Raw genomic sequence first — 23,178 nt, 5'->3', positions numbered from 1 at the left:
GCCGGTGTCTCTCATACCATGATCCCGCATGCTGCCGTCTCTGATGCCGTCATCGCTGATGCCATTGCCACTCACAGGCTCAACCTCTCACTCCCTCACCCGTCATGCCGTCGCGCCGGTAAAGCGACATGCTCAACGCAGCGCCGGCGAGCAATGCCCAGTAGCCGCGGAAGTCCTGATGCACCATGCGGAAGTTGAACAGGCTCCAGACCGCCAAATAAACCAACGAGAGAACCAGAAACAGACCCAAATCCCGACTCAGCCTTCCACCCCGAACCCCGTCATAGACCGTCCAAACCATCAGCATGGCGATCAGCATCCAGAGCCCAAAGCCGACCAGACCCAATTGCGTTAGTAGCTCCAAGTAGCTGTTGTGGAGATGCTTGAGCACACCATCCTCGAAATGCCAAATGCCTTCCGCGGCGGCCGCCAGCCTCTCGTCGACAGCAGTCTGCATGCCACCACGAATGGCCTCCATGAGTTCGCCCTCAGCCAATGCCGCCGCATAGAATCCATCCGTTTCGTTCTCAACAGCCCTCGCTGCCACACTGGCGAGCATCAGCGGATAGCTGGTACCAGCCCCCCAGCCGAACCAGGGCCGTTCACGCCAAAGCTCTAGGCCAAAACGCTGGGCATGCCAACGCAATGTCAACGAGGTGATCTGATCAGCGGGAGTCTCGCCCCGCAGCAGTTGCTCGGCAACCGCCTGCTCCTCATGCAGACGCTCGCCGATCTTGCTCGCGTTCAATCCAATCAGCAACAGGATCGCAGCCGCCACGACCAGCAAGTGCATAGGTGGAATCCGACCGTCATAGCGCCATGGCCCGCGCAGCCATAACCCCAGCCCGAGCAACGCCACCAGGATCAATCCAAGCCAGCTACCACGGGCTTGTGTCAGTACCACGGCTTCAGCCAGCATGACCAGGGCCATGAACCATAACGCCAAGGCCCACCAACGTCGCCGGCCATCAGTGCGATACCAGCAGCGCCGGCGCAGCACCAACAGCCCGATCAAGGCCGTTCCTGCGTAGAGGGCATAAGCGAGCGCCGGAAAACCGAAGCCTGGTCGCGAATCGAAGAAGGCCTCGGCATCGCCGAGAAACAGCGCCCAATCGAGTCGCCATAGCGTGCCGAGCACCAGCCCGATCAGGGCCAGCAACAACAAACGCAGCACGAGCTGCTCATCGCCGCGCAGTGCATAGGCGATCGGCACCACAACAACGAGCTGTGACCAACTAAACGCCGCCGCCCAACCTGAAGCGAGGTCAGCACTCGCAACGCGCGGTAAAAGCGGCTGCAGCAGAGGCTGCAGCAGCACATAAAGCGCAAACGCGAGCATCAGCCAAACCAGTAAATGGCGCGGCAGCAGGGGCTGAGGGCGATGCAGCAGCAGCACCAGGAACCAAACCCAGATCAGTAACAGCCCAGCCGAGACGCCCGCCGGCACCATAAAGAGGCTCAGGGAGAGTCCATAGAGGCTAAATAAGCGCAGGCCCTCTAGCCAGCTGTTCCAGGACGAGGCATTCGCAGTGATCACTTGGACAAACAACAGCGGCTGAAAGGTTCAACACTGTACTATAACCGACCTGCAGCACTGACCATCTCTTCAGGAAGATGCGTCCAAGCCCGGAAAGAAACGCAGGATTCCAGGCAGCTCGCGCCTCCCTTTGAAGGAGGATATTTCTCGTGCAAGACTGAAAAAGGCACAGAGCATGACCGATAACAGGGCATTCCCGTCTCCGAGTGCGAGCGCAAGCGAACCTCGACCGCGACTGGCCATGATTGGTTTCCTCAAGGGAAGTGGCGGTATCGGACGCGTGATGACAACGCTGATGGAGGCGCTGCTCGAGCGGGGCATCGAGATCGACCTGTTGCTACCGAGTCCCAGGCATCCAGACCTGAGCGAGCTTAGAGGTGAGGTCGAGTGTTTTACCATCGATCTCGAGCAACTCAAGCAGGCCGAGGTCCAGCTGCTCGACTATCTGCACCAGCGCCAGCCAGACGCCATCCTCAGCAATCGCGACCGAAGTCATCGCCTCCTGATGCAACCCAAGCTGACCGGAGAGCGACCCTTCACTGCTTTTCGCATCGGTACCAATGTTCCGGAACGGCTCAAGCGCAACAGTCCCTGGACAGCGGCCTGGAATGGCTGGCGACTCACCCGGCTCTATCGCCAAGCCGATCTGCTGATCGGCAACTCTTCCGGGGTCAGTGCCGCCTTGCACCGCATGCTAAGCCGGGGGTCGATACAGCACCACCCATCGCCGCGCATCGAAACCATCCTGAATCCGGTCGACACCGAGACGATCGACCGCCTGGCCAGCGAGCCGATTTTGCACCCTTGGCTCAAACAAAAGCCCGGGCCGATCATCGTCAGTGTCGGGCGCCTAGTGCGAGCCAAGCATTTCGGCCTCTTGCTGCGCGCCTTCGCGTTACTACCGACGGCACTCGATGCACGCCTGATGATCTGCGGTCAGGGCGGCCAGCATGACCGGCTGCAGGCGCTGGCAACACGGCTCGGGATTGCGGATCGGATCGAATTGCTGGGTTATCAGCCAAACCCGTTTCGCTATGTTGCCGCTGCCGATCTGTTCGTCTGCTCATCGCTGTTCGAGGGCTCCAGCAACGCCCTAATCGAGGCCCTCGCACTCGGCACGCCCTGTGTTTCGACCGACTGCCCAAGCGGCGCGCGCGATATTCTCGACGATGGCCGGCTCGGCCCCTTGGTGCCGGTTGATGATCCGGTTGCCCTGGCTGAAGCGATGCGTTCGGTGCTCGAGAAGCCGCTACCGGCAGAGCTGCTGCGCGCCGGTGCCGGGCGCTTCGACCCGAAACGGAGCGCCGCGCGTTATGCGCAGGTGCTCGGGCTCAGCGATCCAAGGCCGGAGATGAGCGCTCCCGAGTTAGGGATCGGCGAGCCTGGGACGGCGAACTAAGGACGATGTGCGGCATCGCCGGATTGATCCTGAAAGACGGCCGCAAGCCAGAACGAGCGCTGCTCGACGCCATGGCCGCGCAGTTGGCGCATCGCGGTCCGGATGACCAGGGCGTGCATATCCAGGGCGCCGTCGGGCTGGCGCAGACGCGACTGTCCATCATCGGGCTCAGCAGTGGACATCAGCCAATGGTCTCCAGCGACGGCCGGCTCAGCCTTGCGGCCAATGGCGAGATCTACAACTACCTCGAGCTGAACGATGCGTTGCGACGGCTCGGTCACCATCCCTCCTCGAGTTCAGACTCCGAATCCATCCTGCTCGCCTACGCGGCATACGGCGACGGCTACCTCGAGCGCCTGCGCGGCATGTATGCCTTTGCCCTGTACGACGACGCCCAGCGGCGCCTGCTGCTGGTGCGCGACCGCTTGGGCATCAAGCCCCTGTTCTACCTGCAACTCCCTGATCGCATCGCCTTTGCCTCCGAGATCAAGGCGCTGTTGCCACTGCTTGGCCACCAACCCCAGGTCCAGCCTCAGGCGCTCGCACAATTTCTCTTGCAGCAGTTCAGCAGTGGCGAGGAGACCCTTGTCGCTGGGATTCGCCGCGTGCTGCCCGGCGAGATGCTGGTGATCGACGCCGATCTGGGGATTCGCCGGCATCGGTATTGGTCGCCGTTGCAGATCGCCCCAAGCAGCCTGAACGAAGACGAGGCCCTGCAACAGCTGGACGGTCTCCTCACCGAAGGGATGCGAGAGCACATGCGCGCCGATGTGCCCTTCGGACTCTTTCTCTCCGGGGGGCTCGACTCGGCGGTGCTCGCCTGTCAGCTGCAGGCGCTTGGGGCCGGACGCATCCAGAGCTTTTCGGTCGGTTATCGCGGCACGGCGATGGCGCACGAGCTCGACGAGGCGCAACGGGTTGCCGACTGGTTCGGCTTCGAGCACAGCGCCCTCGAGCTGGAGCTGGATCAGGTGTTTGCCCGCATCCCCCACAGTGTCTGGGCGGCAGACGAGTTGATGCGTGACTACGCCTGTCTGCCCACATCGATCCTGGCCGAGACGGCCGCACAGGATCTCAAGGTGGTGTTCTCCGGCGAGGGCGGCGATGAGGCCTTCGCCGGCTACCGTCGCTACCGCCCAACGCGGCTGGAGCGCTGGGGGAAATCCCTGCTCCACCCCGGCAGCGGCGGCTTTCGCAGCCGCCCGCAATGGTCGCGGACCTGGATGCAACGCCTGTTCGGGCCGAGGCTGAGCCATGCCGCAGCACGCGCCCGCCAGCCGTTCATCGATGCCTGGCAGTCGACCCCGCGGAACTGGTCCGACCTACAACGTCGACAACAGACCGACCTGGTGACCGCGCTGCCGGACAACCTACTGGTGAAGACCGATCGCATGCTGATGGCCTTTGGGGTTGAGGGGCGCGTGCCCTTCCTCGACCATCGCCTGGTCGAGTTTGGGCTAGCATTGCCAGATCATCTCAAGGTGCTCGGGCGAACCGGCAAAGTGCTGCTGCGCCAATGGGCTGAGCCCCGTTTGCCACCGGGTCATCTCGAGCGGCCGAAACGCGGCTTCCATGTCCCGGTTGGCGACTGGCTCAGTGGCCCGATGGCGGCGCGCATTGGTGACCTGCTGATGCGCAACCAGGGCGTTCGTGAGTGGTTTCGGAGCGAAACCATCCCGGATCTGGTGGCGGCGCGACAAGCCCATCGTGGCGGCAGTCGGGAGCTGTTCGGCCTGCTGCAGTTCGCGATCTGGCACCGACTGTTCATCGACCAGCCGGGCCAAGTTCCGCAGCCCAATGAAGACCCGTTGGACTGGATCGCCTCTGATGGCTGAGCCTCGCGTTGCCTTCTTTTTGTCCACCTCCGGCCACAGCGGCGTCGACCGGGTGGCCAAGAACCTGCTGCCGGCGATCGCCCGACGCGGCTATCCGGTCGATCTGCTCAAGGTGCGTGGGCACGGGCCAGAACTGAACACGGCTGATCCTGGAACAGCCGCCCCCGGTATCCGCATCCTCGATCTCGGTCATCGGCAAACCTACGCCTGCCTGCCAAGTCTGGTGCGCTACCTGCGTCGCGAGCGACCTGCCGCGCTCTTATCGGACAAGGACCGTGTCAACCGAACCGCCTTACTGGCGCGTGCCCTGGCCGGCGTCGAGACCCGTTTGTTGCTGCGCTTGGGGACTACGCTTTCGGTTGATCTTGCCAGTCGTGGTTGGTGGGAACGCTGGTTGCAGCGGACCTCGATCGGCAAGCTGTACCCCTTTGCTGACCAAGTCATCACTCCTAGTCAGGGTGCCGCGGACGATATCGCGCGTTACACCGGCCTGGCACGATCGCTGATCCAGGTGGCGCCTTCGCCGGTGGTGCCAGCGTTGCTGTTCGACACCAAACTGCCCGCGCCGACGCATCCCTGGTTCCAGGATGCGGACTGGCCCCTGATCCTCGGCGCCGGCGAACTCTGCGGGCGCAAAGACTTCGAGACGCTGTTGCGGGGCTTTGCCCTGCTGCGCGCCCAACGTCAATGCCGACTGATGATCATTGGCCGCGGCCGTCGTCGTGAGCGCCTGCTCAGGCTCGCACGGGAGCTGGGTGTTGCCGAGGATGTCACCCTGCCGGGCTTCATCCCTGAGCCCTATGCCTACCTGGCTAACGCGGATCTCTTTGCCTTTACATCGCGCTGGGAGGGGTTGGGCTTTGTGCTCATCGAGGCGCTCGCGCTTGGCACGCCCGTGGTGTCGACGGACTGTCCGAGCGGTCCGAGCGAGATCCTGCAAGCAGGTCGCTATGGGCCGCTGGTTCCAGTTGGGGACCACCAAGCCTTGGCCGCGGCCATGGCAAGCACCCTCGCTGCACCCTTACCCGCCGCGACACTCCAACAAGCAGCCCGCGGTTACGGCATCGAAGCCGCCACTGATGCCTACTTGTCCGCCATGAGGCTACCGCTCTGCCGAGCTGGCCTCGGCAAGCTCGGCTAGCGCCCCGGCCTCGAGACAGCGCTCGATCGCCGCACACAACAGCTGATGGCCACGCGGGGTGTAGTGCACGCTGTCTCGAACCAGGAACAGCGCCTCCAGGTCTGGCTGGCGGGCGAAGTCATCGTATGGATCGCAGTAGTCCAGGTCGCGGGCCTCGAGCAGGGCTCGCACCTGCTGACGCGGGCCATCGAAGGTCTCGGGATCGCTGAGCGCATTCAACTCGGGGAACAGAACGATGCCGAGCGGCAGACCACGCTGTTCGATGAGGTCGGTGAATTGATCCAGACGGGTCGCGAAACGCTCGCGGTTCTCGTCCTGCCGCCAGGCCTCGACCACGGTGCGCATCCAGGTGGTGTGATAGGCCTCGCGCTCATCGGCACTAAGCAACGCATAGCGAAGTCGGGTATCGAGTTCGTCGAGGAAACGCGCCGCATAGGTGCGGCCAATGCGCGCTTGGATGCGCGCGATCCACTCCGGCTTATGCCAACCTTCGACCTGCCGGCGAGCGCGTCGCGCTGGGCCGACGCTCTGCATCGGCGCGAAGTCGTTGAGCGTGATCCCAAGCAGCACCGCATCGGGCTCGGCACCGAGGAAATCCAGCTCGGCGAGCTTGACGTAATGGCCGAAGCTGTACGCATGCACGCCGAGATTGAGCACCCGCCAGTCCTGTGATTGCACTGAAGAGGCCGCTGGCTGCCCGGCAGGGGCTGCTCGCGCGATCGCCGGCTTATCGAGGCAGCTCGTGAAACGCTCCTCGGCCTCGACACCAGGGCCGAGTACCACGGAATCCCCAAGCACGGCGACCCGCAGGCCCTCGCCCGACCGCGGTGCGAAATCGGCGTCGCGAAAGCCCTGAGGATTGGTCTCGATCAGGATGTGGTGATAGGCCGTGCCCTTGAAATGCGCGGAGAAATTGGGCTGATAATGGTAGCCGAGTTCAGCATGCGGCTGCTCGAGCCCGGTTGGATAGCCATAGCCGCTGATCGGCCGGCTGACCACGAACTGATAGAACACAAAGCCGGCCAGCTGCAAAAGCAGAAAGACGAACAGCAGCCAAACGAACCCCAGCAATAGACGACGCACCATGCCCCTTCCTCGGCGCGAAACAGCCGCGCTGCGTTCCGCGTCCTACGTTCATCGCATTCGTTCTACAAGCGACCGACCCAAGGCGCGCGCCGATCAGCGGTCAGCTAGGTCAGCCAATCTAAATAGGTCAGCCGATCCGATAGGTCAGACCATCAGAACTTCGTTATACTCCGGCGGCTGACGCGGCACCCGCCGCGCGAACCTTAGTGCAGACGCGTTTGCGGTTCTCATGGCGGTCAACATCCTCGGCATCTCGGCATTTTATCACGACAGCGCGGCCGCTCTGGTGCGCGACGGCGAGGTGCTGGCGGCTGCCCAGCAGGAACGCTTCTCGCGCAAGAAGCATGATGCCGCCTTCCCGGCCGAGGCGATCCGCTATTGCCTCGACGAGGCCGGCATCGCGCTGGCCGAGCTGGATCAGATCGTCTTCTACGACAAGCCGCTGATCAAGTTCGAGCGGCTACTCGAGACCTACCTCGCCTATGCGCCGCGCGGGCTGCGCTCGTTCATCACCGCGATGCCGATCTGGCTCAAGGAGAAGCTATTCCTTAAGGAGCTGCTCAAGCGGGAGCTGGCCAAGCTCGGTGCGCTGCCGATTGCGCAACTGCCGCCGCTGCTGTTCACCCAGCACCATCAATCGCACGCCGCCTCGGCCTTCTTCCCGAGTCCGTTCGAGCGCGCGGCGGTGCTCTGCCTGGATGGCGTCGGCGAGTGGGCGACCACCAGTGCCTGGCTCGGCGAGGGCAACCGGCTGAGCCCATTGTGGGAGATCCAGTTTCCGCACTCGCTCGGCCTGCTCTATTCAGCCTTTACCTACTTTGCCGGCTTCAAGGTCAACTCCGGTGAGTACAAGCTGATGGGGCTCGCGCCCTATGGCGAGCCGCGCTATGTCGAGCTGATCCTTAAGCATCTCATCGCGCTCAAGGACGACGGCAGCTTCCGCATGGACATGCGCTATTTCAACTATGCCAACGGCCTGACCATGACCAGCCGCGCCTTCACGCGGCTGTTCGGCGGCCCACCGCGCCAGCCGGAGTCGCCGGTGACCCAGCGCGAGATGGATCTAGCTGCTTCGATCCAGGTCGTTACCGAGGAGGTGGTGCTGCGGCTTGCGCGCACGCTGCATCGCGAGCTTGGGGTTGATCGGCTCTGCCTGGCCGGCGGCGTGGCGCTGAACTGCGTTGCCAATGGCCGCCTGCAGCGTGAAGGCCCATTCGAGCAGATCTGGATTCAGCCCGCCGCGGGCGATGCCGGTGGTGCGCTCGGGGCGGCGCTCTCGGTCTGGTATGAGTATCTGGATCAGCCACGCACCAGCTCGACTGATTCGACGACGGACCGGATGCAAGGCGCCTATCTTGGCCCGCGCTTCCCGAATACGCAGATCCAGACCTTTCTGGATGACGCTGAAATCCCCTATCAGCGCCTCGATGACGAGGTGTTGATGGCCAAACTGGCCGAACTGCTCGACGCCGGCCAGATCATCGGCTGGTTCCAGGGGCGGATGGAGTTCGGCCCGCGCGCGCTTGGCGGGCGCTCGATCATTGGCGACCCGCGCAATCCGCGCATGCAGTCGGTGATGAACCTGAAGATCAAGTACCGCGAGTCATTTCGCCCATTCGCGCCAGCGGTGCTCGCCGAGCAGGTCAGCGACTGGTTCGAGCAGTCGCGGCCCAGCCCGTATATGCTGATCGTCGCACCGGTGGCCGCGTCGAAGCGGATCAAGATGACCGAGGCCGAGCAACAGTTGTTCGGGATCGATAAGCTGCATATCGCCCGCTCCGAGGTCCCGGCCATCACCCATGTCGATTACTCGGCACGGCTGCAGACGGTGCACCGCGAGACCAACCCCCGCTTCCATCGGCTGATCTCGGCCTTTGCCGAGCGTACCGGCTGTCCGCTGCTGGTCAACACCTCATTCAATGTCCGTGGCGAGCCCATCGTCGGTTCACCCGAGGATGCCTATCGCTGCTTCATGCGCACTGAGATGGACGCCCTGGTGCTCGAGAACTGCCTGCTGACCAAGTCCGAACAACCCACTCAGGAGCAAGACCTGAGTTGGCAGCAGACCTTCGAGCTGGACTAGAGTACCGAGCCTATCGCCACCCCATGCACCCGATCCCCGAACTCGACCGCGCCGGACTGCGCAGCTTCGCGCTGACCACGGCGACGATCATCGTCCTGCTGTTTGGGCTGTTGCTGCCCTGGCTGCTCAGCCTTGGCTGGCCGCTCTGGCCTTGGCCGCTGGCTGCGGTGCTAGCGCTCTGGGGCTGGATAGCGCCGCGCAGTCTGCGCCCGGTCTATCGCGGCTGGATGCGTTTTGGCCTGATGATGAGTCGGATCACGACGCCGCTGATCTTGGGCCTGGTGTTCTTTCTGCTGTTCGTGCCGGTCGGCGCGGTGATGCGCTTGTTCCGTCATGACCCGATGCGTCGCCGGCTGCGGCCTGAGGCCGAGAGCTACCGCGAACCGAGCCGGCCGATTGCGCCCGATTCGTTCGAACGACCCTACTGACGCACGACCTGCGCACAACCTGACCGACGAGAGACTGCTACCGATGCTCGACCTGCTCAAAGACCTCTGGGGCTTCATGCGTGAGCGCAAGAAGTTCTGGCTCGCGCCGATTATCGTCGTCATGCTGCTGCTCGGGGCACTGATCGTGCTCGCCCAAGGCTCGGCAGTCGCGCCGTTCATCTATACCCTTTTCTGAAAGCAAACCCCATCGCATCCATGAGTGCCCCGCCGCTGCTTGCCGTCTCGATTCTGTTCTTCGCGCTGGCCGATCTTTGGCTCGCGTTTCCGCAGATCGATCTCGTCGTCGCGGGTCTGTTCTGGACCCCGGAGGGCGGCTTCGCCGCGCGCGGTGCCTTCTGGGAACAATTCATGTATGGCTCGATCGATGAGGCCTTGGTGATCGCCAGCCTTGGCCTGACCGGTGCTTGGGCGATTGGGCGCCGGCATGCATCGGCGGCAAGCAGCGCCCTAGGCGGCATTGACGCGCCCGAGGCCAAGGCCATGCGTGTTGTCCTCACGCGACGTGGAGATCTACGCCTCGCCAAACCCAGCAAAGTCAGCGCCGCACGGCTCGTCAGCGGGCGCCAACTGGGCTTCCTGCTGCTGTTACTCGCGCTCGTGCCAGGGCTGATCGTCAATCAAGTCTTCAAGGAGCATTGGGGACGAGCACGCCCAATCCAGCTCGAGCCGTTCGGCGGCCACCGGACCTTCACGCCGGCCTTCGTCGTCTCCGATCAGAACGGCGGTAGCTTTTCCTCTGGTCATGTCGCGGCCGCCGCATGGCTGGTCGCGGTACCGGTGGTGCTGTTCGGGGTCAGCTCCATCTGGACCGGCGTGGCCCTGCTCTATCTGCTGGCCATGGTGCTCGCACGGATGGCCGCGGGCGCCCATTTCCTCAGCGATACGTTGACCTCGATCTTGCTGGTCTGGCTGGGTTTTCTCATTCTGCAACGCCTGTTCCCGTTGGAGCCGCCAGGCACGTCAGTCCTCGGCTCAGACCCAGGCTCAAGCTCAGACTCAGACTCAGGCTCAGTCTCAGACCGCAACGCCCGAGCAGAGCCCCTGCTTCAGCGTCAGGCCAAGGCGCCCGCGAAGCAGGCACGCCGATGAACCCATGCGCAGAGTGCCAAGGTCGCCGTCAGCAGAGACCCCAATCAGGTCGGGGCCTTGCGACGCGGCTCCTGATTGGCCTGATTGGCCTGTCCGCTCTGCTGGTGGGCTGTCAGACCCAAACCGTCACCGAGTCTGGGCCGGGTCTTAACCCGAGCCAACTGCAAGCGCTGGTTGCCGCTAGCAACTGGGAAGGCATCGCCGCTGCCCGCATCCAGTGCACCGAGGCCAGCGACCTCTGCGCCGAAGCGCACGCCATCCATGCCGATGCCTGCTTACGCCTCGCCATTCAACTCCCGGCGGATGCATCCGCGACCGGAGGACGGACGCGCAAGCTCCTCGACAAGGCCGAGTCCGGCTATCGCCAGGCCCTCGACCTGCAACCTTCAAGCGCATCGCCGAGAATCGCCTCCTATCATGGTGGACTCTTACTCACACTCAGCGAGCGGCGCAATCGGCTCGACGCCTCGGTGCGCGAGAACAAGCTCGATCGCGAGAACCAAAAGCTGATAACGGCCGCCGAAGAGGCGCGCGCGCAGGTACCAGACAGTGCTCTGGGCTTCATTTACGGCGCCTCGGCGTTGGTCTACCACGCGCTGTTGAAAGAGTCCGGCAGCGACCGTTGCCAAGGACTCGCGCAGGCCGCGACGATGCTCAAGCGCTCACCCAAGCCACCGGACGAACTGGTCGACGAGCAGCAACGGCTGCAGGCGCTGATCCAACGCAGCCAGCGCGAGAGCGATTGCGTGCCGTCTCGGCAGCGCTCATGAGGCGCTTATGAGCCGCTCTAGCGGAGCACAGCAGCGTCCGAGTCCTAGTCCTCCTAGTCCTGGTCCTAGTCCGAGGAAAAATCCTAGCTCGAGTCAAACGCCTAGCCCAAGCCCTAGCCCGAACTCAAGCACGGGCGGAAGCCGGATTCAGATCGATCCCTCTCAACGGGGTATGGGCATGGGTACAGGCATCGCTTGGGTGCTGCTGCTGATCCTCGGCGTCACGGCTTGGCGGCTGCTGGTGGCCGACTCACTGCCGGTCACGCGCGATGAGGCCTACTATTTCGACTGGGCGCGCCAACTGGCCTGGGGCTACTTTGATCATCCACCGGGGGTCGCCCTGGTCGGCGTCGGCACCTGGCTCGCCCCTGGCTCAACCTTGGCCGCTCGGCTCGGCGCGGTCGCCTTGGGCGGCTTGTCGCTGTTGGTACTCTGGCGACTCTATCACGCCAGTGGCCTGAGTTCAGGCAACGGCTTGCTCCTAGCGCTCATCCTCTCGGTCGCCAGCATCCCAGGGCTTGTCGCAGGGATCATCACCACGCCGGACACGGTGCTGATGCTGTGCTGGCCTCTAGCCTTACACGAAGCCCTCCGTGCGCTCCAAGGCCAGCGCAAGCGCTGGCTCACAGCGGGTCTCGCGACCGGGCTCGGGCTGCTCGGCAAATACAGCATGGTCATGATCGGCCCGGTCTTCCTCTGGGCGCTGCTGCGCGCTGACCCACGCGCGCTGCGCACACCTTGGCCCTATCTCGGTGGGCTAGTCGCGCTACTAGTATTCGCGCCAAACCTGGTTTGGAACGCGCAGAACGACTGGCTGACCCTCAGGTTCCAGTTCGGGCACGGCTTTTCGACCGATAGCGGACCGATCCAGCTAGCAGCAGACGCCCTGCCCGCAGTCACTGGCGCGCATGCGTATACGCCAGACCTGTCGGAACCGATAGACTGGGGCGAGCGGCTCTCCAGCCTCGGTGGCTATCTCGGCGAGCAACTGCTGTTCTGGGGGCTACTGCTGGTGCCGATCGGTATCGCTCTTTGGCGCGTTGGTCGACGCTCTTACCTGCTCGCTGGCCAGCGCCCAGTTGGTCAGCACTCAACTGGTCAGCACTCAGATAAATACTCAGGGCGGCATCCTTTGTGGCGCCTTGAGCGGAACCTTGGTGGACGCTTTGCGCGCAACCTTGGTCGGCGCTTTGCGGGTATCACACCCGAGTGCAATCAAACGATCAGCGTGCGAGCGACCAACATGCTCGACCCGGCCGCTGTTTCGCTGCTGGGCGCAGCGGCTTTGGTGCCCTTGGGACTGTTCGCGCTGGTCGCGCTCGGCAGCGAGGTCGAGGCGAACTGGGCGGCGCCCTATCTGATCGGCGCCGCACCTTTCGTCGCGCTGCTGCTGCGACGCTCGGCTGGTCGCGGATTGGGTATTGACGGCTGGGCGCTCCTCGCCGCCGCCGGCAACCTGGTGCTGATCAGCATTTATGTGCTGCACGCAGTCACCGCCTTCCCGCCCTTGCCCGATGCGCCCGGGCGGGCAATGCGCGAGACCCGCGGCTTCGAGAAATTGGCTGGCTACAGCGCACGCTTAACCGAACCCGTGGTCGCGGATCGCTACCAGTTCGCGGCGATGCTGAACTTCTATCAGCCCCAACTCGCAGTCAGCCAATGGCCCGGCATCACCCGACCATCGGAGTATGGACGCGGACGGATCGCGCCGTTGCCAGACCCGCAAGTCCTACAGCAGACCGGCTTCTGGCTGCTAGCACGCAAGTTCTCCGCGCCCGAGATCGCAGGCTTCGAAGCGGTCGAGATCCGCAGTCTCTACAGTTGCCCCGATGGCCGCTTCACCGCCGTCGATGGTGCCGCAGCTTGGGAGGCCGGGGGTTGTGATGATCCGGCCAATGTTTGGCGGCTGTATCGCTATCGTTCTGAAGCGGCGCCCGGATTGGAAGCGCCATGAACGGCAAGCACAGCAAGACACCGACGGCACTCTTCGCCACCCTGGTCACTGGATAACCCGTGACTGATGCTAGTCAAACTGGAAGCAACAGTGTTCACACACTCCTAATCTTGTCAGGGCTTCGGCAAGGTTACACCGCGCTGTCCCTGATACTTTCCACCGCGATCCTTATACGAGGTCTCGCAGACCTCGTCCGACTCCAGGAACAGGATCTGCGCCACACCCTCATTGGCGTAAACCTTGGCCGGCAGAGGCGTCGTATTCGAGAACTCGAGCGTCACATGTCCCTCCCACTCGGGCTCCAACGGGGTCACATTCACGATGATGCCGCAATTGCTGACGAAAACACCGGCGGCGAGCGCAAAATTGCCTGCCTCCGGAACTGTCAAGCAGTAAACGTCGTGGTCGCCCTTGACGGCCCGAATGGCCTGTATCTTGTGGTTGTACACGGCCGCTGACTCTCTTATCGCTGGTGCTCCTTTCCCACGAAAGGCGGCGATGACTTCCGGAAAACGGCGAAATACCGAACGATCGCAGTCGAGGAGCCGAGCCGCGCCTCGGATTGAACCTGTCACATCCAAAGCCTCGCGTACGACCTTGGCGTCGATCTCATCGCGCCGGTTAATGCGTGCTGCGATCTCAGCCTGTTGCATTCGACGCGCCCCTGTATCGGTCGCCCAGGCCTGTCGAGATGCCGCTGCACTGGCAAGACGTGCAGCCGGGTCTTGATAGTGCCGGCGCATCGCCTCGCTTTGCTGCCGCCGCCGTTCATCGTCTTTCCAGCGATCCAAATGTGTCTGGATCAAGCGTTCACGTGCCTCTCGATAGGCCTCGTCATGCCAGAAGCGCTCTGCACGCTCGCGTTGAACAGAGGAATAGTGCTCCCGCCATTTCGGGTCTTCTCGGAGCCGGCTCAGGACCTCACGAATGGATTGACTGTGCTCATCAGGATCGAAATCTTCACCGTAGGTCTCGGCGTTGTGCAGTCGGATATGCTCAGACGCTGCTAGGCGCTCGATATTCCAAGGCAGATTGTTAAGGCGGTCGAAGTCCTTATGATGCCGGTGCGTCCCGGGCACATCTTCGTAAAGTCCATTGCGCAGGTTCCATTCGTCAGCAAGCCGATGCGTTGGATACAGATGGCCATTGGACGGCTGATAGACCATCTCGTATCCACGAGCGAGATGCCGATAGAGCGGCATCAGAGAATCGTTCGGACGCAGTTCGTTGGCTGGGAGCATGCGCCCGTCGCGAAGCACGAATTCATGGTCCGGCGTGCAATGAATCTGCTCGCCGTTATCCAGCGTCAACTCGAGCAGTGAGTCGCGGCCGATATAGCGCGGGGCCTCGAGCAAAGCAGCGATGACGCGACCATATTGGCCAATGCTGTAACCCCAAAAGAGTTCACCCTGCTCGGCTCGCAGCGCCATCTCCTCTAAGGTGGGTGTAGAACCGTCGAGCAGCGCAACGCGGGTGTCAGCGCGAAAGCAACGGGCATAGGTGCTCTTGCCAAGACAGATCGTTAGCACATTGCGTGGGATACGAAAGTATTCGACGGTCCTGGCAAGCGCGAATGAATTCGGCGGAATGATGCAAACATCGGCTTTGAGATCAACGAAGCTCGAGGAGTCGAAGTTCTTCGGATCGACGATGGCCGAGTTGATGTTGGTGAAGATCTTGAACTCATCGGCACAGCGGATATCGTAGCCATAGCTTGAGGTGCCGTAGGAGATGACGCGGCCGCCGCCTTCCGACTCCCGCACTTGGCCGGGGATGTAGGGTTCGATCATGCCCTGCTCGCTCGCCATCCGGCGAATCCAGCGGTCGGATTTAATACTCATAGTGTCGACGTTGTACCGAAACAGATTGGGATCTTAACCGAGCAGACCATCCTCGAACGAGTCGTCACCGGCAGCCAGTGGCTGATCAGAGCGCTCGGCGCCGGCCAAGAACAGCTCGGTCATCAGCGCCTGGAAGCGCTTGCTGCTCGCAGACATGAACTTGCCTCGCCGCAGCACCAGGCCATAGCTGCGCGCCGGGAAATAGGCATCCAACGGCCGGCGTGCCAGTGGGTCCTCGCCGGTGAGACAGACATCAGTGACGATCGAGATGCCGAGCCCGAGCGCGACGTATTTCTTGATCACCTCCCAACCGCCAGCCTCCAGGCGGACCTGGTAGCTTAGTCCCTGCTGCCGGAACACCAGATCAACCAAACGCCAGGTGCTCAGATGACGCGGCGGCAGGATCAGGCCATGCTCAGCGATATCCTGCAACGAGACCTGGGACTTCTCCGCCAGCGGGTGTCCGAGCGGCATGATCAATGTCGGCCGGTAGTCCACGATCGGGATATAGCGGATATCGTCCGGCACCTCGAGCATCGAGCCCACCGCCAGGTCGACCTCATCGGCCCGCACCATCGCCAGGCCATCGCGACCGGTGACATTGTGGAGCTGCAGCTCGATGCCTGGATACTGCTCGGCAAAGCGCTGCACCGGCGCTGGCAAGATATAGAGGATGGTTGACTCGCCCGCGGCGATATCGAGCCGACCGCGATCGAGCCGACCACACTGCGCCGCGAAGGTCTCCTGGAGGCCGTCGATACCTTGCACCAGCGGCTGCGCCAGCTCGAACAGCAGCGCCCCCTCGGGGGTGAGCTGGATCTTCGGTCCGCGGCGTTCAAAGAGGATGGTATCGAGCTCGCGCTCGAGCGATTGGATCTGCAACGAGACCGTGGGTTGACTCAGTGAGACCATCTCCGCTGCCACGCTAATACTGCCGACGCGCGCCGCGTGGCAAAAAGCGCGTAACTGCTTGAGGCGATTTTGACTGCCCCAACCCGACGGCCCCGCCGCCGCGCGTGCTGTTTCTCGAGGACGCGACTGGGGCGCAGCAGGCAGGTCTGGGTCGGTTGACGCGTCGTGATTCATGGCACTAGCACTCGCACTCTCCCTGTCCCAACGCGGATTGCCGATGTTGCCGCTGAGTACCCAGCTAGATCGAACGCCAGCGGATCGCTCACCGATCCAAATCGACCAGGATATTGCGAGCAACCGCGCGCTGATCCGCGTTGCCTTCCTCGAGCACGCGGTACAAGAGCTGTTTTGCATGGGCAACCTCACCCGATGCCCGCAGCTCGTTCGCCTTGCGGATCAGTGTTTCGATCAGCTCGAGCTGCGACGAATCATCCGTTGAGCTTGCCAACGGGTTAGGCGCCAAGGTCTCGAGTTCCTCGGCCTCGATAGCATCCAGCTCAGCCTCCATCTCGTCATCGGTCATCGGCCGATAGCGACCAGGCTCGTTGCGATCGCCACCGTCGATCTCATCACCCACCATGGTACTGAGGTCGTTGTCTGGCGACGGATGCGGGGTCGGCGACCAATCCGTATCACCGGCAAACAAGGGGCTGTTGGGAGCATCCTCGGGACCATCGGGCGTACCCGCCCCTTCATCTTCGCTCTCCTTGGGCTGGACGAAACGCGAGAAGAAGATCCCTGCTTCGAACAGCAGCCACATCGGCAATGCCAGCATCGTCTGACTGATCACATCTGGCGGTGTCAGCAGCATGCCGGCAACGAAGACGCCGACGATCACGTAAGGACGTTTCTGCTTCAGCGCTGCGGGCGTCGTCGCACCGATCGCCACGAGCAGAATGGTCGCGATCGGGATCTCGAACGCGATGCCGAAGGCAAAGAAGAGCTTGAGTACGAACTCGAGATAGAAGGCGATATCGGGCATCTGCGCGACGCCCTCGGGCGTCACCGCCGAGAAGAAGCCAAACACCAGCGGAAAGACCGCGTAGTACGCAAACAGCATGCCGAGATAGAACAGCAGGATGCTGGAGGTCACCAGCGGCACCGCCAACCGCTTCTCATGCGTGTACAGCCCGGGTGCGATGAAGGCCCAGAACTGATAGAGCAGATAAGGCATGGCAACGAAGATCGCGACCACCAATGCCAGTTTGAAGGGCGCCAAGAACGGGGACGCAACCTGGGTCGCGATCATCTGCGAGCCGGCCGGCAACTGCGCGCGGATCGGCTCAGCGATGAAGGTGTAGATGTCGTTCGCGAACGGGAACAGGACCAAGAACACCAGTAGGATGGCGATCAGCATCCGAATCAGGCGGTCGCGCAGCTCAACCAGATGGGAGATGAACGGCTGCTCGCCGCCCAAGCCATCTGGCCCGAGCGCATCGGCCCCCGAGGAGCCCTGCTGTTTAGTGCTTTCGCGGGAGGCTAAGCTCATCCGAGGCGACTCATGCGCGGTCCTTGGGGGAATCAGTTGTTGCCGAGCCCGAGCCTGAGGCGTTATCGAGATCAGCGTCTGACGCGCTTTTCGCACCAGGACTCGAGACAGAAGGCTGAGCAGCGGGCTGTCCGCTCGACTTGGCGCTTGGCTGGCCGCTCACGGCCTCTTCCAGGATGGTATCCAATGGCCGGCTTTGGGATTGCTTGCGCAGGATCTCTTTGAGCTCGTCTGCCTTGATCTCGCGATCGATCTCCTCCTTCACCGAAGAGAAGGCACGCCGCGCTCGACCGACCCAGAGCCCAGCGGCGCGCGCCAGCTTAGGCAGCCGCTCAGGACCGACTACGATCAGCGCAACCACGCTGATCACCAGCAGTTCTAAGGCACCCACATCGAACATCTGATCCGCCCTAATCCAATCTGTTCAAGCGTCTGTTCAAGCATCTGCTCAAGCGTCTGTTCAAGCACGCTCGATGATGCAGACTGCCGCCGGCATCTCAGACCTTGGTCTTATCTGCTGACTTATCCGAGCCCGAATCGCTCATCGAGCCGGTTGCATCAGCCGCCTGCTCAGACTTCGCTGCGTCCAAACGCTTTGGGTCTTTATCGTCCTCATCCGCTTTGTCGCCATCCGACATCGCCGAGCGAAACCCTTTCACGGCGTTGCCGAGATCTGAGCCAATGCTCTTTAATCGCTTGGTGCCGAACAGCAGCACAACGATCAAGAGGATGATTAAAAGTTGCCAAATACCGATTCCACCGACACCCATCGAAACCTCCCGGGACCAAGCCTTGAGGTCGCCCTGCACGGACAACCGAACTGTTCATTGAGTACAACTCGAGGCGGCGATCGCCGCTCGCCTCTGACATGTTCTCGCCACGACCGGCGACTATACCGCATGGCCATGCCGCAGTGCATATCTCTGGGCAACAAACGACGCATTCGACTGATGCATCCGACCGACGCCCGCAGGCCAACCTCTATCCTTCAGCCGGATCTCCAGCGGCTCTCAGGCTGATGGCGCACCGCAGCACCCGGGCTGATGAATTGCGTGCGATTCAGGTTAATCCGACCTTGAGGCCTTCTCGGTCAGTCCGGAGAGCCCGAAGCGCCGATCCAGCTCAGCGAGCACGGCATCCGGATGCAGCCCCTGATCCGCCATCAGCACCAGCGAATGGAACCAGAGGTCGGCCAGTTCGTAGACGAGCTTATCCGGATCACCATCCTTTGCCGCCATCACGGTCTCGGTGGCCTCCTCGCCAATCTTCTTCAGGATGGCATCCAGCCCCTTCTCGTAGAGCTTGGCGACATAGGAGGAGCAAGGGTCAGCGCCCTTGCGTTCTTCCAACACCGCGGAGAGTCGACTCAGGATATCGGACACGATTTCAGCCTCTCTTGAAGTACATGGCGCGTCACCACTCCGGAATATGAAGCGTCTGTTTCAGGCTAGATACATGGCGCGTCGCCTTCCCAGACGCCAAAGCGATGCTGCCATAGGCTGGACGCTGGCTTCAGGCCTCACCAGCTCCAGCCGCTACTCGCTGTCCCTCAGCAAAGTCGAGCGTGCCCTCATAGATAGCGCGACCGGTGATCGCGCCAATGATGCCAGGCTCGGCGACCGCCACTAACGCCTTGAGATCGTCCAGGTTGGTGACGCCACCCGAGGCGATCACTGGGATACGAATCGCGTCAGCCAGGGCGCGGGTGGCCTCGATATTGGGTCCGGTCAGCATACCGTCACGGCCGATATCGGTGTAAACGATGGCTTCGACGCCGTCGTTCTCAAAGCGTTGCGACAGGGCCTCAACGCGGTGCTCGGTGACCTCGGCCCAGCCATTGATCGCGACCTGACCGTCTTTGGCATCGAGCCCGACGATGAGATGACCGGGAAAGGCCGCGCAGGCTCGAGCCACCAACTCGGGCTCCTTGACCGCCTGAGTGCCGATGATGCACCACTGCACCCCCGCCTCGAGATAGGCGCCAATCGTTTGCTCGTCACGAATGCCACCGCCGACCTGGATCGGCAGATCGGGAAAGGCGGCAGCGATGGCGCGAATCGCATCACCGTTGACCGGCTCGCCAGCAAAAGCCCCATTCAGATCGACCAGATGCAGCCGCTTCGCGCCTTCAGCAACCCAGCGACCGGCAACCTCAACCGGGTCATCCGAGAACACCGTTTCGTCGTCCATGCGGCCTTGTCGTAGACGCACACAGCGGCCGTCCTTCAGGTCAATAGCGGGAATCAGCAACATCGAGGGCCCTCCGGCGGGCGATTGAAGTGAATACGAGTGTGCGCCAGATCGCGCGCTTGATCAGCTCCGCCAGCGCCTCTGCCCGAGCGACCACTGAGTCGACCTTCAGCGATTTTCTTGGGCGATTTTCTTGGGCGATGTCTGTCAAAACGCATCGCACCTTAGACGCTGCAAGACAAGAGACCGTCAAACAGGGCCGCAGCCAACTGGAGCCCGACGAGCGGCGGCGCGGCCAGGGAAGTTCGGAACTCGGCGAGCTGGTCGATCGAGGCGAGAGGCTCACAGCCGCTGTTCAGAGGCTGCCCTTGGTGGAAGGCATCACCCCTGCCATGCGCGGATCGGGCTCGACAGCCATGCGCAGCGCGCGGCCAAACGCCTTGAACAGGGTCTCGGCCTGATGATGGGCGTTGATGCCGCGCAGATTATCGATCTGCAATGTCATCGCGGCGTGGTTGACCAGGCCTTGGAAGAACTCGCGCAGTAGATCAACATCGAAGCCGCCAATCAAGGCCCGAGTATAGGGCACCTCGTAGGTCAGCATCGGCCGCCCCGAGAGATCGACCACCACCCGCGAGAGTGCCTCGTCGAGGGGCACATAGGCATGGCCATAACGGCGGATGCCGGCTTTGTCGCCTAAGGCCGCGGCGAGTGCTTGGCCGAGGGTGATGCCAACGTCCTCAACCGTATGATGCGCGTCGATCTGCAGATCCCCTTCCGCCTGCACCTCAAGATCGATCAGACCATGGCGGGCGATCTGATCCAGCATGTGCTCGAGAAAGGGCACGCCAGTATCGAACCGCGCACGGCCGACCCCGTCGAGATCGAGCTTCACGCGCACCTGGGTCTCGAGGGTCTTGCGCTCGATCTCAGCGATGCGATGGACGAGGGGTTCTGCACTCATGATCAGATGGCGGGCTCCCGGTCAGCGGCAAAAAGTCAGCGGCAAAAAGTCGGCGACAAAGTCAGCGACAAGCGCGGTGGCAACTGCACAGTATAGACAGCACTCAAGACTCGAGCCAGAAGGTCACTGGCCCATCATTGGTCAGCGTCACCTGCATATCGGCACCGAAACGCCCACTGGCGACCGGGCGATGACAGGCACACGCCTGCTCGAGCAACAGATGGAAGAGCCGCTCTCCCTCCGCAGGAGCGGCGGCACGGGTGAAACTCGCGCGGGTGCCCTTTTTGGTCTCGGCAGCCAGCGTGAACTGGGGCACCAACAGCAAGCCACCACCGACATCGACCAGGCTCAGGTTCATGCGGCCGGTTTCATCGGCAAACACCCGATAGCTCAGCAGCCGTTCCAGCAACCGAGTCGCGCGCGGTTCGGTGTCACCCCTCTGTACTCCGACCAACACCAACAGACCGCTGCCGATGGCACCGATCGTTTCCCCCTCAACCTCAACTTGGGCCGCGCGAACCCGCTGTAATAAGCCGATCATGCTATCGACTCAACGCTTGGCGGCATCGAACTCACCAGGAGTCGGCTCCAGATCGAGCTCAGCTGCCATCCGGTCGGTCGCCGCCACTAGCGCACGGGCGATCCCAGGCTCGAAGGCGGCATGGCCGGCATCAGCGATCACCTCGAGCGAGGCGCGCGGCCAAGCCTCAGCCAGCTCCCAAGCGGAGCGTAAAGGACAGATCAAATCATAGCGACCATGGACGATGACACCGGGGATCTCACTGAGCCTGGGCGCATCCTCCAACAACTGATTTGGCCGCAAGAATGCCTGATGGACGAAATAGTGGCATTCGATGCGCGCCAAGCTGAGCGCCAGACACTCGTCGCTGAAACTGCGGCGGATGTTAGGGTCCGGCAACAGGGTTGCACAGCGGCCCTCCCATATCGACCAGGCCTTAGCCGCAGCCAACCGCATCTCCGCATCCGAGCCGGTCAAACGGCGATGATAGGCATGGAGCAGATCGCCATGCTCGGACGCTGGGATCGGCGCCAAAAAATCACGCCAGTGGTCCGGGAAGACCCAGCTCGCGCCCTGCTGATAAAACCAGGCGATCTCCTCCGGACGGCAGAGAAAGATCCCACGCAGCACCAAGGCGCTGACCCGCTCCGGATAGGTTTCGGCGTAGGCCAAGGCCAGTGTCGAACCCCAGGAGCCGCCAAAAACCAACCAGCGATCGATGCCGAGATGCGCGCGAATCCGCTCCATATCGGCGACCAGATCCCAGGTGCTATTGTGCTCGATGCTCGCGTGCGGTCGGGAGCGGCCGCAACCGCGTTGGTCGAAGAGGATGATTCGGTAGCGTTCAGGATCAAAGAAGCGACGATGCGAGGGTCCGCAACCAGCGCCTGGTCCACCGTGCAAGAACACCGCTGCGATGCCGTCGCGGTTTCCGCATTGCTCGAGGTAGAGCTCATGCCCCTCGCCAACGGCAAGGCGGTCAACAGCAAAGGGCTCGATCGGTGGATACAAGGCGCTGCTAATCTCTTGCACGTTTAGGCACTCTTCGTTGATCTCATAAGCTAGATGAGGGCATGACGGCGAATCCAAGGTTCCGGGCCCCGTTAAACCAGCTCCACGGAGTCACCGAGGCCTAGCCCTAGGCGAGCATCAGCCCGCCCTTGGTTCACTGCGAGTTCAACCAGACCGAAGGCGTTGCGATACCAAAAAGCCTCCCCGACGGCGACATCGGCGAAGGTCCGCGCCGCCTTCAGCCGTTGACCAGCGGCTAGCAGCTCGGCATCCGCTGCCAGACCGTCTGCTTGGAGACCCGTCATGAGATTGCCAAACGCATCGACGTAGCAGATGCAGGCGCGCTCCCCTGGCCAATCGGCGCCAACGAGCTGAGTGAATGTGATGCGCTTTGCCGTCGGCAGTTCGCCGAGCACCAAGCGCGCCGCAACCGGAACGAACAGATCCCGTCCGTGAAAACTCGCTGAGAGTTGTGCGGGGCGCCAGCTGAGGCGATACAGATCTATGTCTGCTTGACCTTGCAACAAGGGTATGAGGAGTCCGTTATCTGGCCCCAGCCACCAATCAGCACCACGCCGCGCGATGATCACCTCTCGGCTCGTGCCAACCCCAGGATCAACCACACAGCAATAGACCGTCTCCAATGGCATTCCAGACTGCAGACCGGGTAGCAGGTAGGCAGCCAGGTCCGGTCGGAACGGCGGGAGGTCTGAAATGAGCGTGACGACCGGGACGTTTGGCGCAAGCTCGGTCAGCCGAAGCTGCATTTGCCCAACATAGGGTCCAACGCCAAAGTCGCTCAGGAGGGCGATTCGAGCACAGCGCTGCATCATGGTTCTGGGTTTAACACTCGACTGAGTTCGAAACCGATACTGGGCTTGAAACGCAAACGGCCGGGTCAAGCCCGG

Annotated in this window: 21 protein-coding genes and 3 pseudogenes; 9 read left to right on the top strand and 15 right to left on the bottom strand. The window is 62.4% G+C overall.

Translation table 11 applies throughout. The annotated features are described in order from the left end of the window. Positions 1-79: 79 nt before the first annotated feature. A complete protein-coding gene (locus tag CCR96_RS19325; RefSeq protein WP_201222385.1) occupies positions 80-1,549 on the bottom strand; it encodes an O-antigen ligase family protein in 1,470 nt (489 codons plus the stop codon). Positions 1,550-1,778: 229 nt separating this feature from the next. Between CCR96_RS19325 and CCR96_RS19320 the strand changes: the two genes are divergently transcribed. The 3 genes from CCR96_RS19320 to CCR96_RS19310 are packed head-to-tail and all read left to right on the top strand — an operon-like array spanning position 1,779 to position 5,912. Continuing rightward, positions 1,779-2,936, top strand: a complete 1,158-nt coding sequence (locus tag CCR96_RS19320) for a glycosyltransferase (RefSeq protein WP_201222383.1) — start codon at positions 1,779-1,781, stop codon at positions 2,934-2,936. A 5-nt stretch (positions 2,937-2,941) separates the two neighbouring features. After that, complete coding sequence (asnB, locus tag CCR96_RS19315) at positions 2,942-4,771, top strand: asparagine synthase (glutamine-hydrolyzing) (RefSeq protein ID WP_201222381.1); 1,830 nt, start codon at positions 2,942-2,944, stop codon at positions 4,769-4,771. After that, positions 4,764-5,912: a glycosyltransferase gene (locus tag CCR96_RS19310; RefSeq protein ID WP_201222379.1), complete on the top strand. Its 1,149-nt coding sequence runs from the start codon at positions 4,764-4,766 to the stop codon at positions 5,910-5,912. The genes asnB and CCR96_RS19310 overlap by 8 nt, the downstream gene beginning before the upstream one ends. Here CCR96_RS19310 and CCR96_RS19305 read toward each other — a convergent pair. Then, a complete protein-coding gene (locus CCR96_RS19305) occupies positions 5,874-6,998 on the bottom strand; it encodes an SGNH/GDSL hydrolase family protein (RefSeq protein WP_201222377.1) in 1,125 nt (374 codons plus the stop codon). The two genes, CCR96_RS19310 and CCR96_RS19305, sit on opposite strands and share 39 nt — an antisense overlap. Before the next feature lie 229 nt (positions 6,999-7,227). On the opposite strand from CCR96_RS19305, the gene CCR96_RS19300 reads away from it, so the two are divergent. The 6 genes from CCR96_RS19300 to CCR96_RS19275 all read left to right on the top strand — a co-directional run bounded on the left by CCR96_RS19300 (position 7,228) and on the right by CCR96_RS19275 (position 13,343). After that, positions 7,228-9,081, top strand: a complete 1,854-nt coding sequence (locus CCR96_RS19300; protein WP_201222375.1) for a carbamoyltransferase family protein — start codon at positions 7,228-7,230, stop codon at positions 9,079-9,081. 23 nt (positions 9,082-9,104) lie between these two features. Continuing rightward, a complete protein-coding gene (locus CCR96_RS19295) occupies positions 9,105-9,509 on the top strand; it encodes an SxtJ family membrane protein (RefSeq protein ID WP_201222373.1) in 405 nt (134 codons plus the stop codon). A 43-nt stretch (positions 9,510-9,552) separates the two neighbouring features. Next, positions 9,553-9,705, top strand: a complete 153-nt coding sequence (locus CCR96_RS19290; protein ID WP_200240908.1) for a DUF5989 family protein — start codon at positions 9,553-9,555, stop codon at positions 9,703-9,705. 20 nt (positions 9,706-9,725) lie between these two features. Continuing rightward, positions 9,726-10,619 carry a phosphatase PAP2 family protein gene (locus tag CCR96_RS19285; protein ID WP_201222371.1) on the top strand — a complete coding sequence of 298 codons (894 nt, stop codon included), beginning with the start codon at positions 9,726-9,728 and terminating at the stop codon, positions 10,617-10,619. Further along, positions 10,616-11,389: a hypothetical protein gene (locus CCR96_RS19280; protein ID WP_201222363.1), complete on the top strand. Its 774-nt coding sequence runs from the start codon at positions 10,616-10,618 to the stop codon at positions 11,387-11,389. The genes CCR96_RS19285 and CCR96_RS19280 overlap by 4 nt, the downstream gene beginning before the upstream one ends. A gap of 178 nt (positions 11,390-11,567) precedes the next feature. Continuing rightward, positions 11,568-13,343 carry a glycosyltransferase family 39 protein gene (locus CCR96_RS19275; RefSeq protein WP_242519218.1) on the top strand — a complete coding sequence of 592 codons (1,776 nt, stop codon included), beginning with the start codon at positions 11,568-11,570 and terminating at the stop codon, positions 13,341-13,343. A 113-nt stretch (positions 13,344-13,456) separates the two neighbouring features. Here the strand turns inward: CCR96_RS19275 and CCR96_RS24770 are convergent. The 13 genes and pseudogenes from CCR96_RS24770 to CCR96_RS19220 form a co-directional block, all read right to left on the bottom strand. After that, positions 13,457-13,681: pseudogene (locus CCR96_RS24770) on the bottom strand (dCTP deaminase); the annotation flags it as partial. Then, positions 13,682-14,821, bottom strand: a pseudogene (locus CCR96_RS24765) (dCTP deaminase domain-containing protein); the annotation flags it as partial. A 9-nt stretch (positions 14,822-14,830) separates the two neighbouring features. After that, a pseudogene (locus tag CCR96_RS24760) lies at positions 14,831-15,184 on the bottom strand (dCTP deaminase); the annotation flags it as partial. 33 nt (positions 15,185-15,217) lie between these two features. Then, complete coding sequence (locus CCR96_RS19265; protein WP_242519227.1) at positions 15,218-16,240, bottom strand: LysR family transcriptional regulator; 1,023 nt, start codon at positions 16,238-16,240, stop codon at positions 15,218-15,220. A gap of 118 nt (positions 16,241-16,358) precedes the next feature. Next, complete coding sequence (gene tatC / locus CCR96_RS19260) at positions 16,359-17,585, bottom strand: twin-arginine translocase subunit TatC (protein WP_201222350.1); 1,227 nt, start codon at positions 17,583-17,585, stop codon at positions 16,359-16,361. Positions 17,586-17,595: 10 nt separating this feature from the next. After that, entirely contained in the window at positions 17,596-17,985 is a 390-nt protein-coding gene (gene tatB / locus CCR96_RS19255) for a Sec-independent protein translocase protein TatB (protein ID WP_201222348.1), read from the bottom strand. A gap of 97 nt (positions 17,986-18,082) precedes the next feature. Beyond that, positions 18,083-18,355 (bottom strand): twin-arginine translocase TatA/TatE family subunit, encoded by a 273-nt coding sequence (gene tatA, locus CCR96_RS19250; RefSeq protein ID WP_201222346.1) that lies wholly within the window; start codon positions 18,353-18,355, stop codon positions 18,083-18,085. A gap of 294 nt (positions 18,356-18,649) precedes the next feature. Continuing rightward, on the bottom strand, positions 18,650-18,967 hold the full coding sequence (locus CCR96_RS19245) for a phosphoribosyl-ATP diphosphatase (RefSeq protein ID WP_201222344.1): 318 nt from the start codon (positions 18,965-18,967) through the stop codon (positions 18,650-18,652). Positions 18,968-19,097: 130 nt separating this feature from the next. Then, positions 19,098-19,838 carry a 1-(5-phosphoribosyl)-5-[(5-phosphoribosylamino)methylideneamino]imidazole-4-carboxamide isomerase gene (hisA, locus tag CCR96_RS19240; protein WP_201222342.1) on the bottom strand — a complete coding sequence of 247 codons (741 nt, stop codon included), beginning with the start codon at positions 19,836-19,838 and terminating at the stop codon, positions 19,098-19,100. 292 nt (positions 19,839-20,130) lie between these two features. After that, positions 20,131-20,739: an imidazoleglycerol-phosphate dehydratase HisB gene (gene hisB / locus CCR96_RS19235; RefSeq protein ID WP_201222340.1), complete on the bottom strand. Its 609-nt coding sequence runs from the start codon at positions 20,737-20,739 to the stop codon at positions 20,131-20,133. Positions 20,740-20,842: 103 nt separating this feature from the next. Next, the gene (dtd, locus tag CCR96_RS19230; protein WP_201222338.1) at positions 20,843-21,280 is read right to left on the bottom strand and encodes a D-aminoacyl-tRNA deacylase; all 438 of its coding nucleotides are present in this window, start codon (positions 21,278-21,280) and stop codon (positions 20,843-20,845) included. 9 nt (positions 21,281-21,289) lie between these two features. Beyond that, positions 21,290-22,291, bottom strand: a complete 1,002-nt coding sequence (pip, locus tag CCR96_RS19225) for a prolyl aminopeptidase (RefSeq protein WP_201222336.1) — start codon at positions 22,289-22,291, stop codon at positions 21,290-21,292. Between the two features lie 71 nt (positions 22,292-22,362). Continuing rightward, positions 22,363-23,100, bottom strand: coding sequence for an SAM hydrolase/SAM-dependent halogenase family protein (locus tag CCR96_RS19220; protein WP_338035915.1), 738 nt, complete (start codon positions 23,098-23,100; stop codon positions 22,363-22,365). Positions 23,101-23,178 lie beyond the last annotated feature (78 nt).

It is taken from the genome of Halochromatium roseum, from assembly GCF_016653315.1.
In the GTDB taxonomy this organism is placed as follows: domain Bacteria; phylum Pseudomonadota; class Gammaproteobacteria; order Chromatiales; family Chromatiaceae; genus Lamprobacter; species Lamprobacter roseus.
The sequence above is the reverse complement of the archived record's forward strand: the minus strand, read 5'-3'. Positions and strand labels throughout refer to the sequence as shown.

Bases quoted from the DNA above. Each gene is read 5' to 3' on its own strand.
- CCR96_RS19320 (WP_201222383.1), top strand. From the start codon at position 1,779: ATGATTGGTTTCCTCAAGGGAAGTGGCGGTATCGGACGCGTGATGACA.
- asnB (WP_201222381.1), top strand. From the start codon at position 2,942: ATGTGCGGCATCGCCGGATTGATCCTGAAAGACGGCCGCAAGCCAGAA.
- CCR96_RS19310 (WP_201222379.1), top strand. From the start codon at position 4,764: ATGGCTGAGCCTCGCGTTGCCTTCTTTTTGTCCACCTCCGGCCACAGC.
- CCR96_RS19305 (WP_201222377.1), bottom strand. From the start codon at position 6,998: ATGGTGCGTCGTCTATTGCTGGGGTTCGTTTGGCTGCTGTTCGTCTTT.
- CCR96_RS19300 (WP_201222375.1), top strand. From the start codon at position 7,228: ATGGCGGTCAACATCCTCGGCATCTCGGCATTTTATCACGACAGCGCG.
- CCR96_RS19295 (WP_201222373.1), top strand. From the start codon at position 9,105: ATGCACCCGATCCCCGAACTCGACCGCGCCGGACTGCGCAGCTTCGCG.
- CCR96_RS19290 (WP_200240908.1), top strand. From the start codon at position 9,553: ATGCTCGACCTGCTCAAAGACCTCTGGGGCTTCATGCGTGAGCGCAAG.
- CCR96_RS19285 (WP_201222371.1), top strand. From the start codon at position 9,726: ATGAGTGCCCCGCCGCTGCTTGCCGTCTCGATTCTGTTCTTCGCGCTG.
- CCR96_RS19280 (WP_201222363.1), top strand. From the start codon at position 10,616: ATGAACCCATGCGCAGAGTGCCAAGGTCGCCGTCAGCAGAGACCCCAA.
- CCR96_RS19275 (WP_242519218.1), top strand. From the start codon at position 11,568: ATGGGTACAGGCATCGCTTGGGTGCTGCTGCTGATCCTCGGCGTCACG.
- tatC (WP_201222350.1), bottom strand. From the start codon at position 17,585: ATGAGCTTAGCCTCCCGCGAAAGCACTAAACAGCAGGGCTCCTCGGGG.
- tatB (WP_201222348.1), bottom strand. From the start codon at position 17,985: ATGTTCGATGTGGGTGCCTTAGAACTGCTGGTGATCAGCGTGGTTGCG.
- tatA (WP_201222346.1), bottom strand. From the start codon at position 18,355: ATGGGTGTCGGTGGAATCGGTATTTGGCAACTTTTAATCATCCTCTTG.
- hisA (WP_201222342.1), bottom strand. From the start codon at position 19,838: ATGTTGCTGATTCCCGCTATTGACCTGAAGGACGGCCGCTGTGTGCGT.
- hisB (WP_201222340.1), bottom strand. From the start codon at position 20,739: ATGAGTGCAGAACCCCTCGTCCATCGCATCGCTGAGATCGAGCGCAAG.
- dtd (WP_201222338.1), bottom strand. From the start codon at position 21,280: ATGATCGGCTTATTACAGCGGGTTCGCGCGGCCCAAGTTGAGGTTGAG.
- CCR96_RS19220 (WP_338035915.1), bottom strand. From the start codon at position 23,100: ATGCAGCGCTGTGCTCGAATCGCCCTCCTGAGCGACTTTGGCGTTGGA.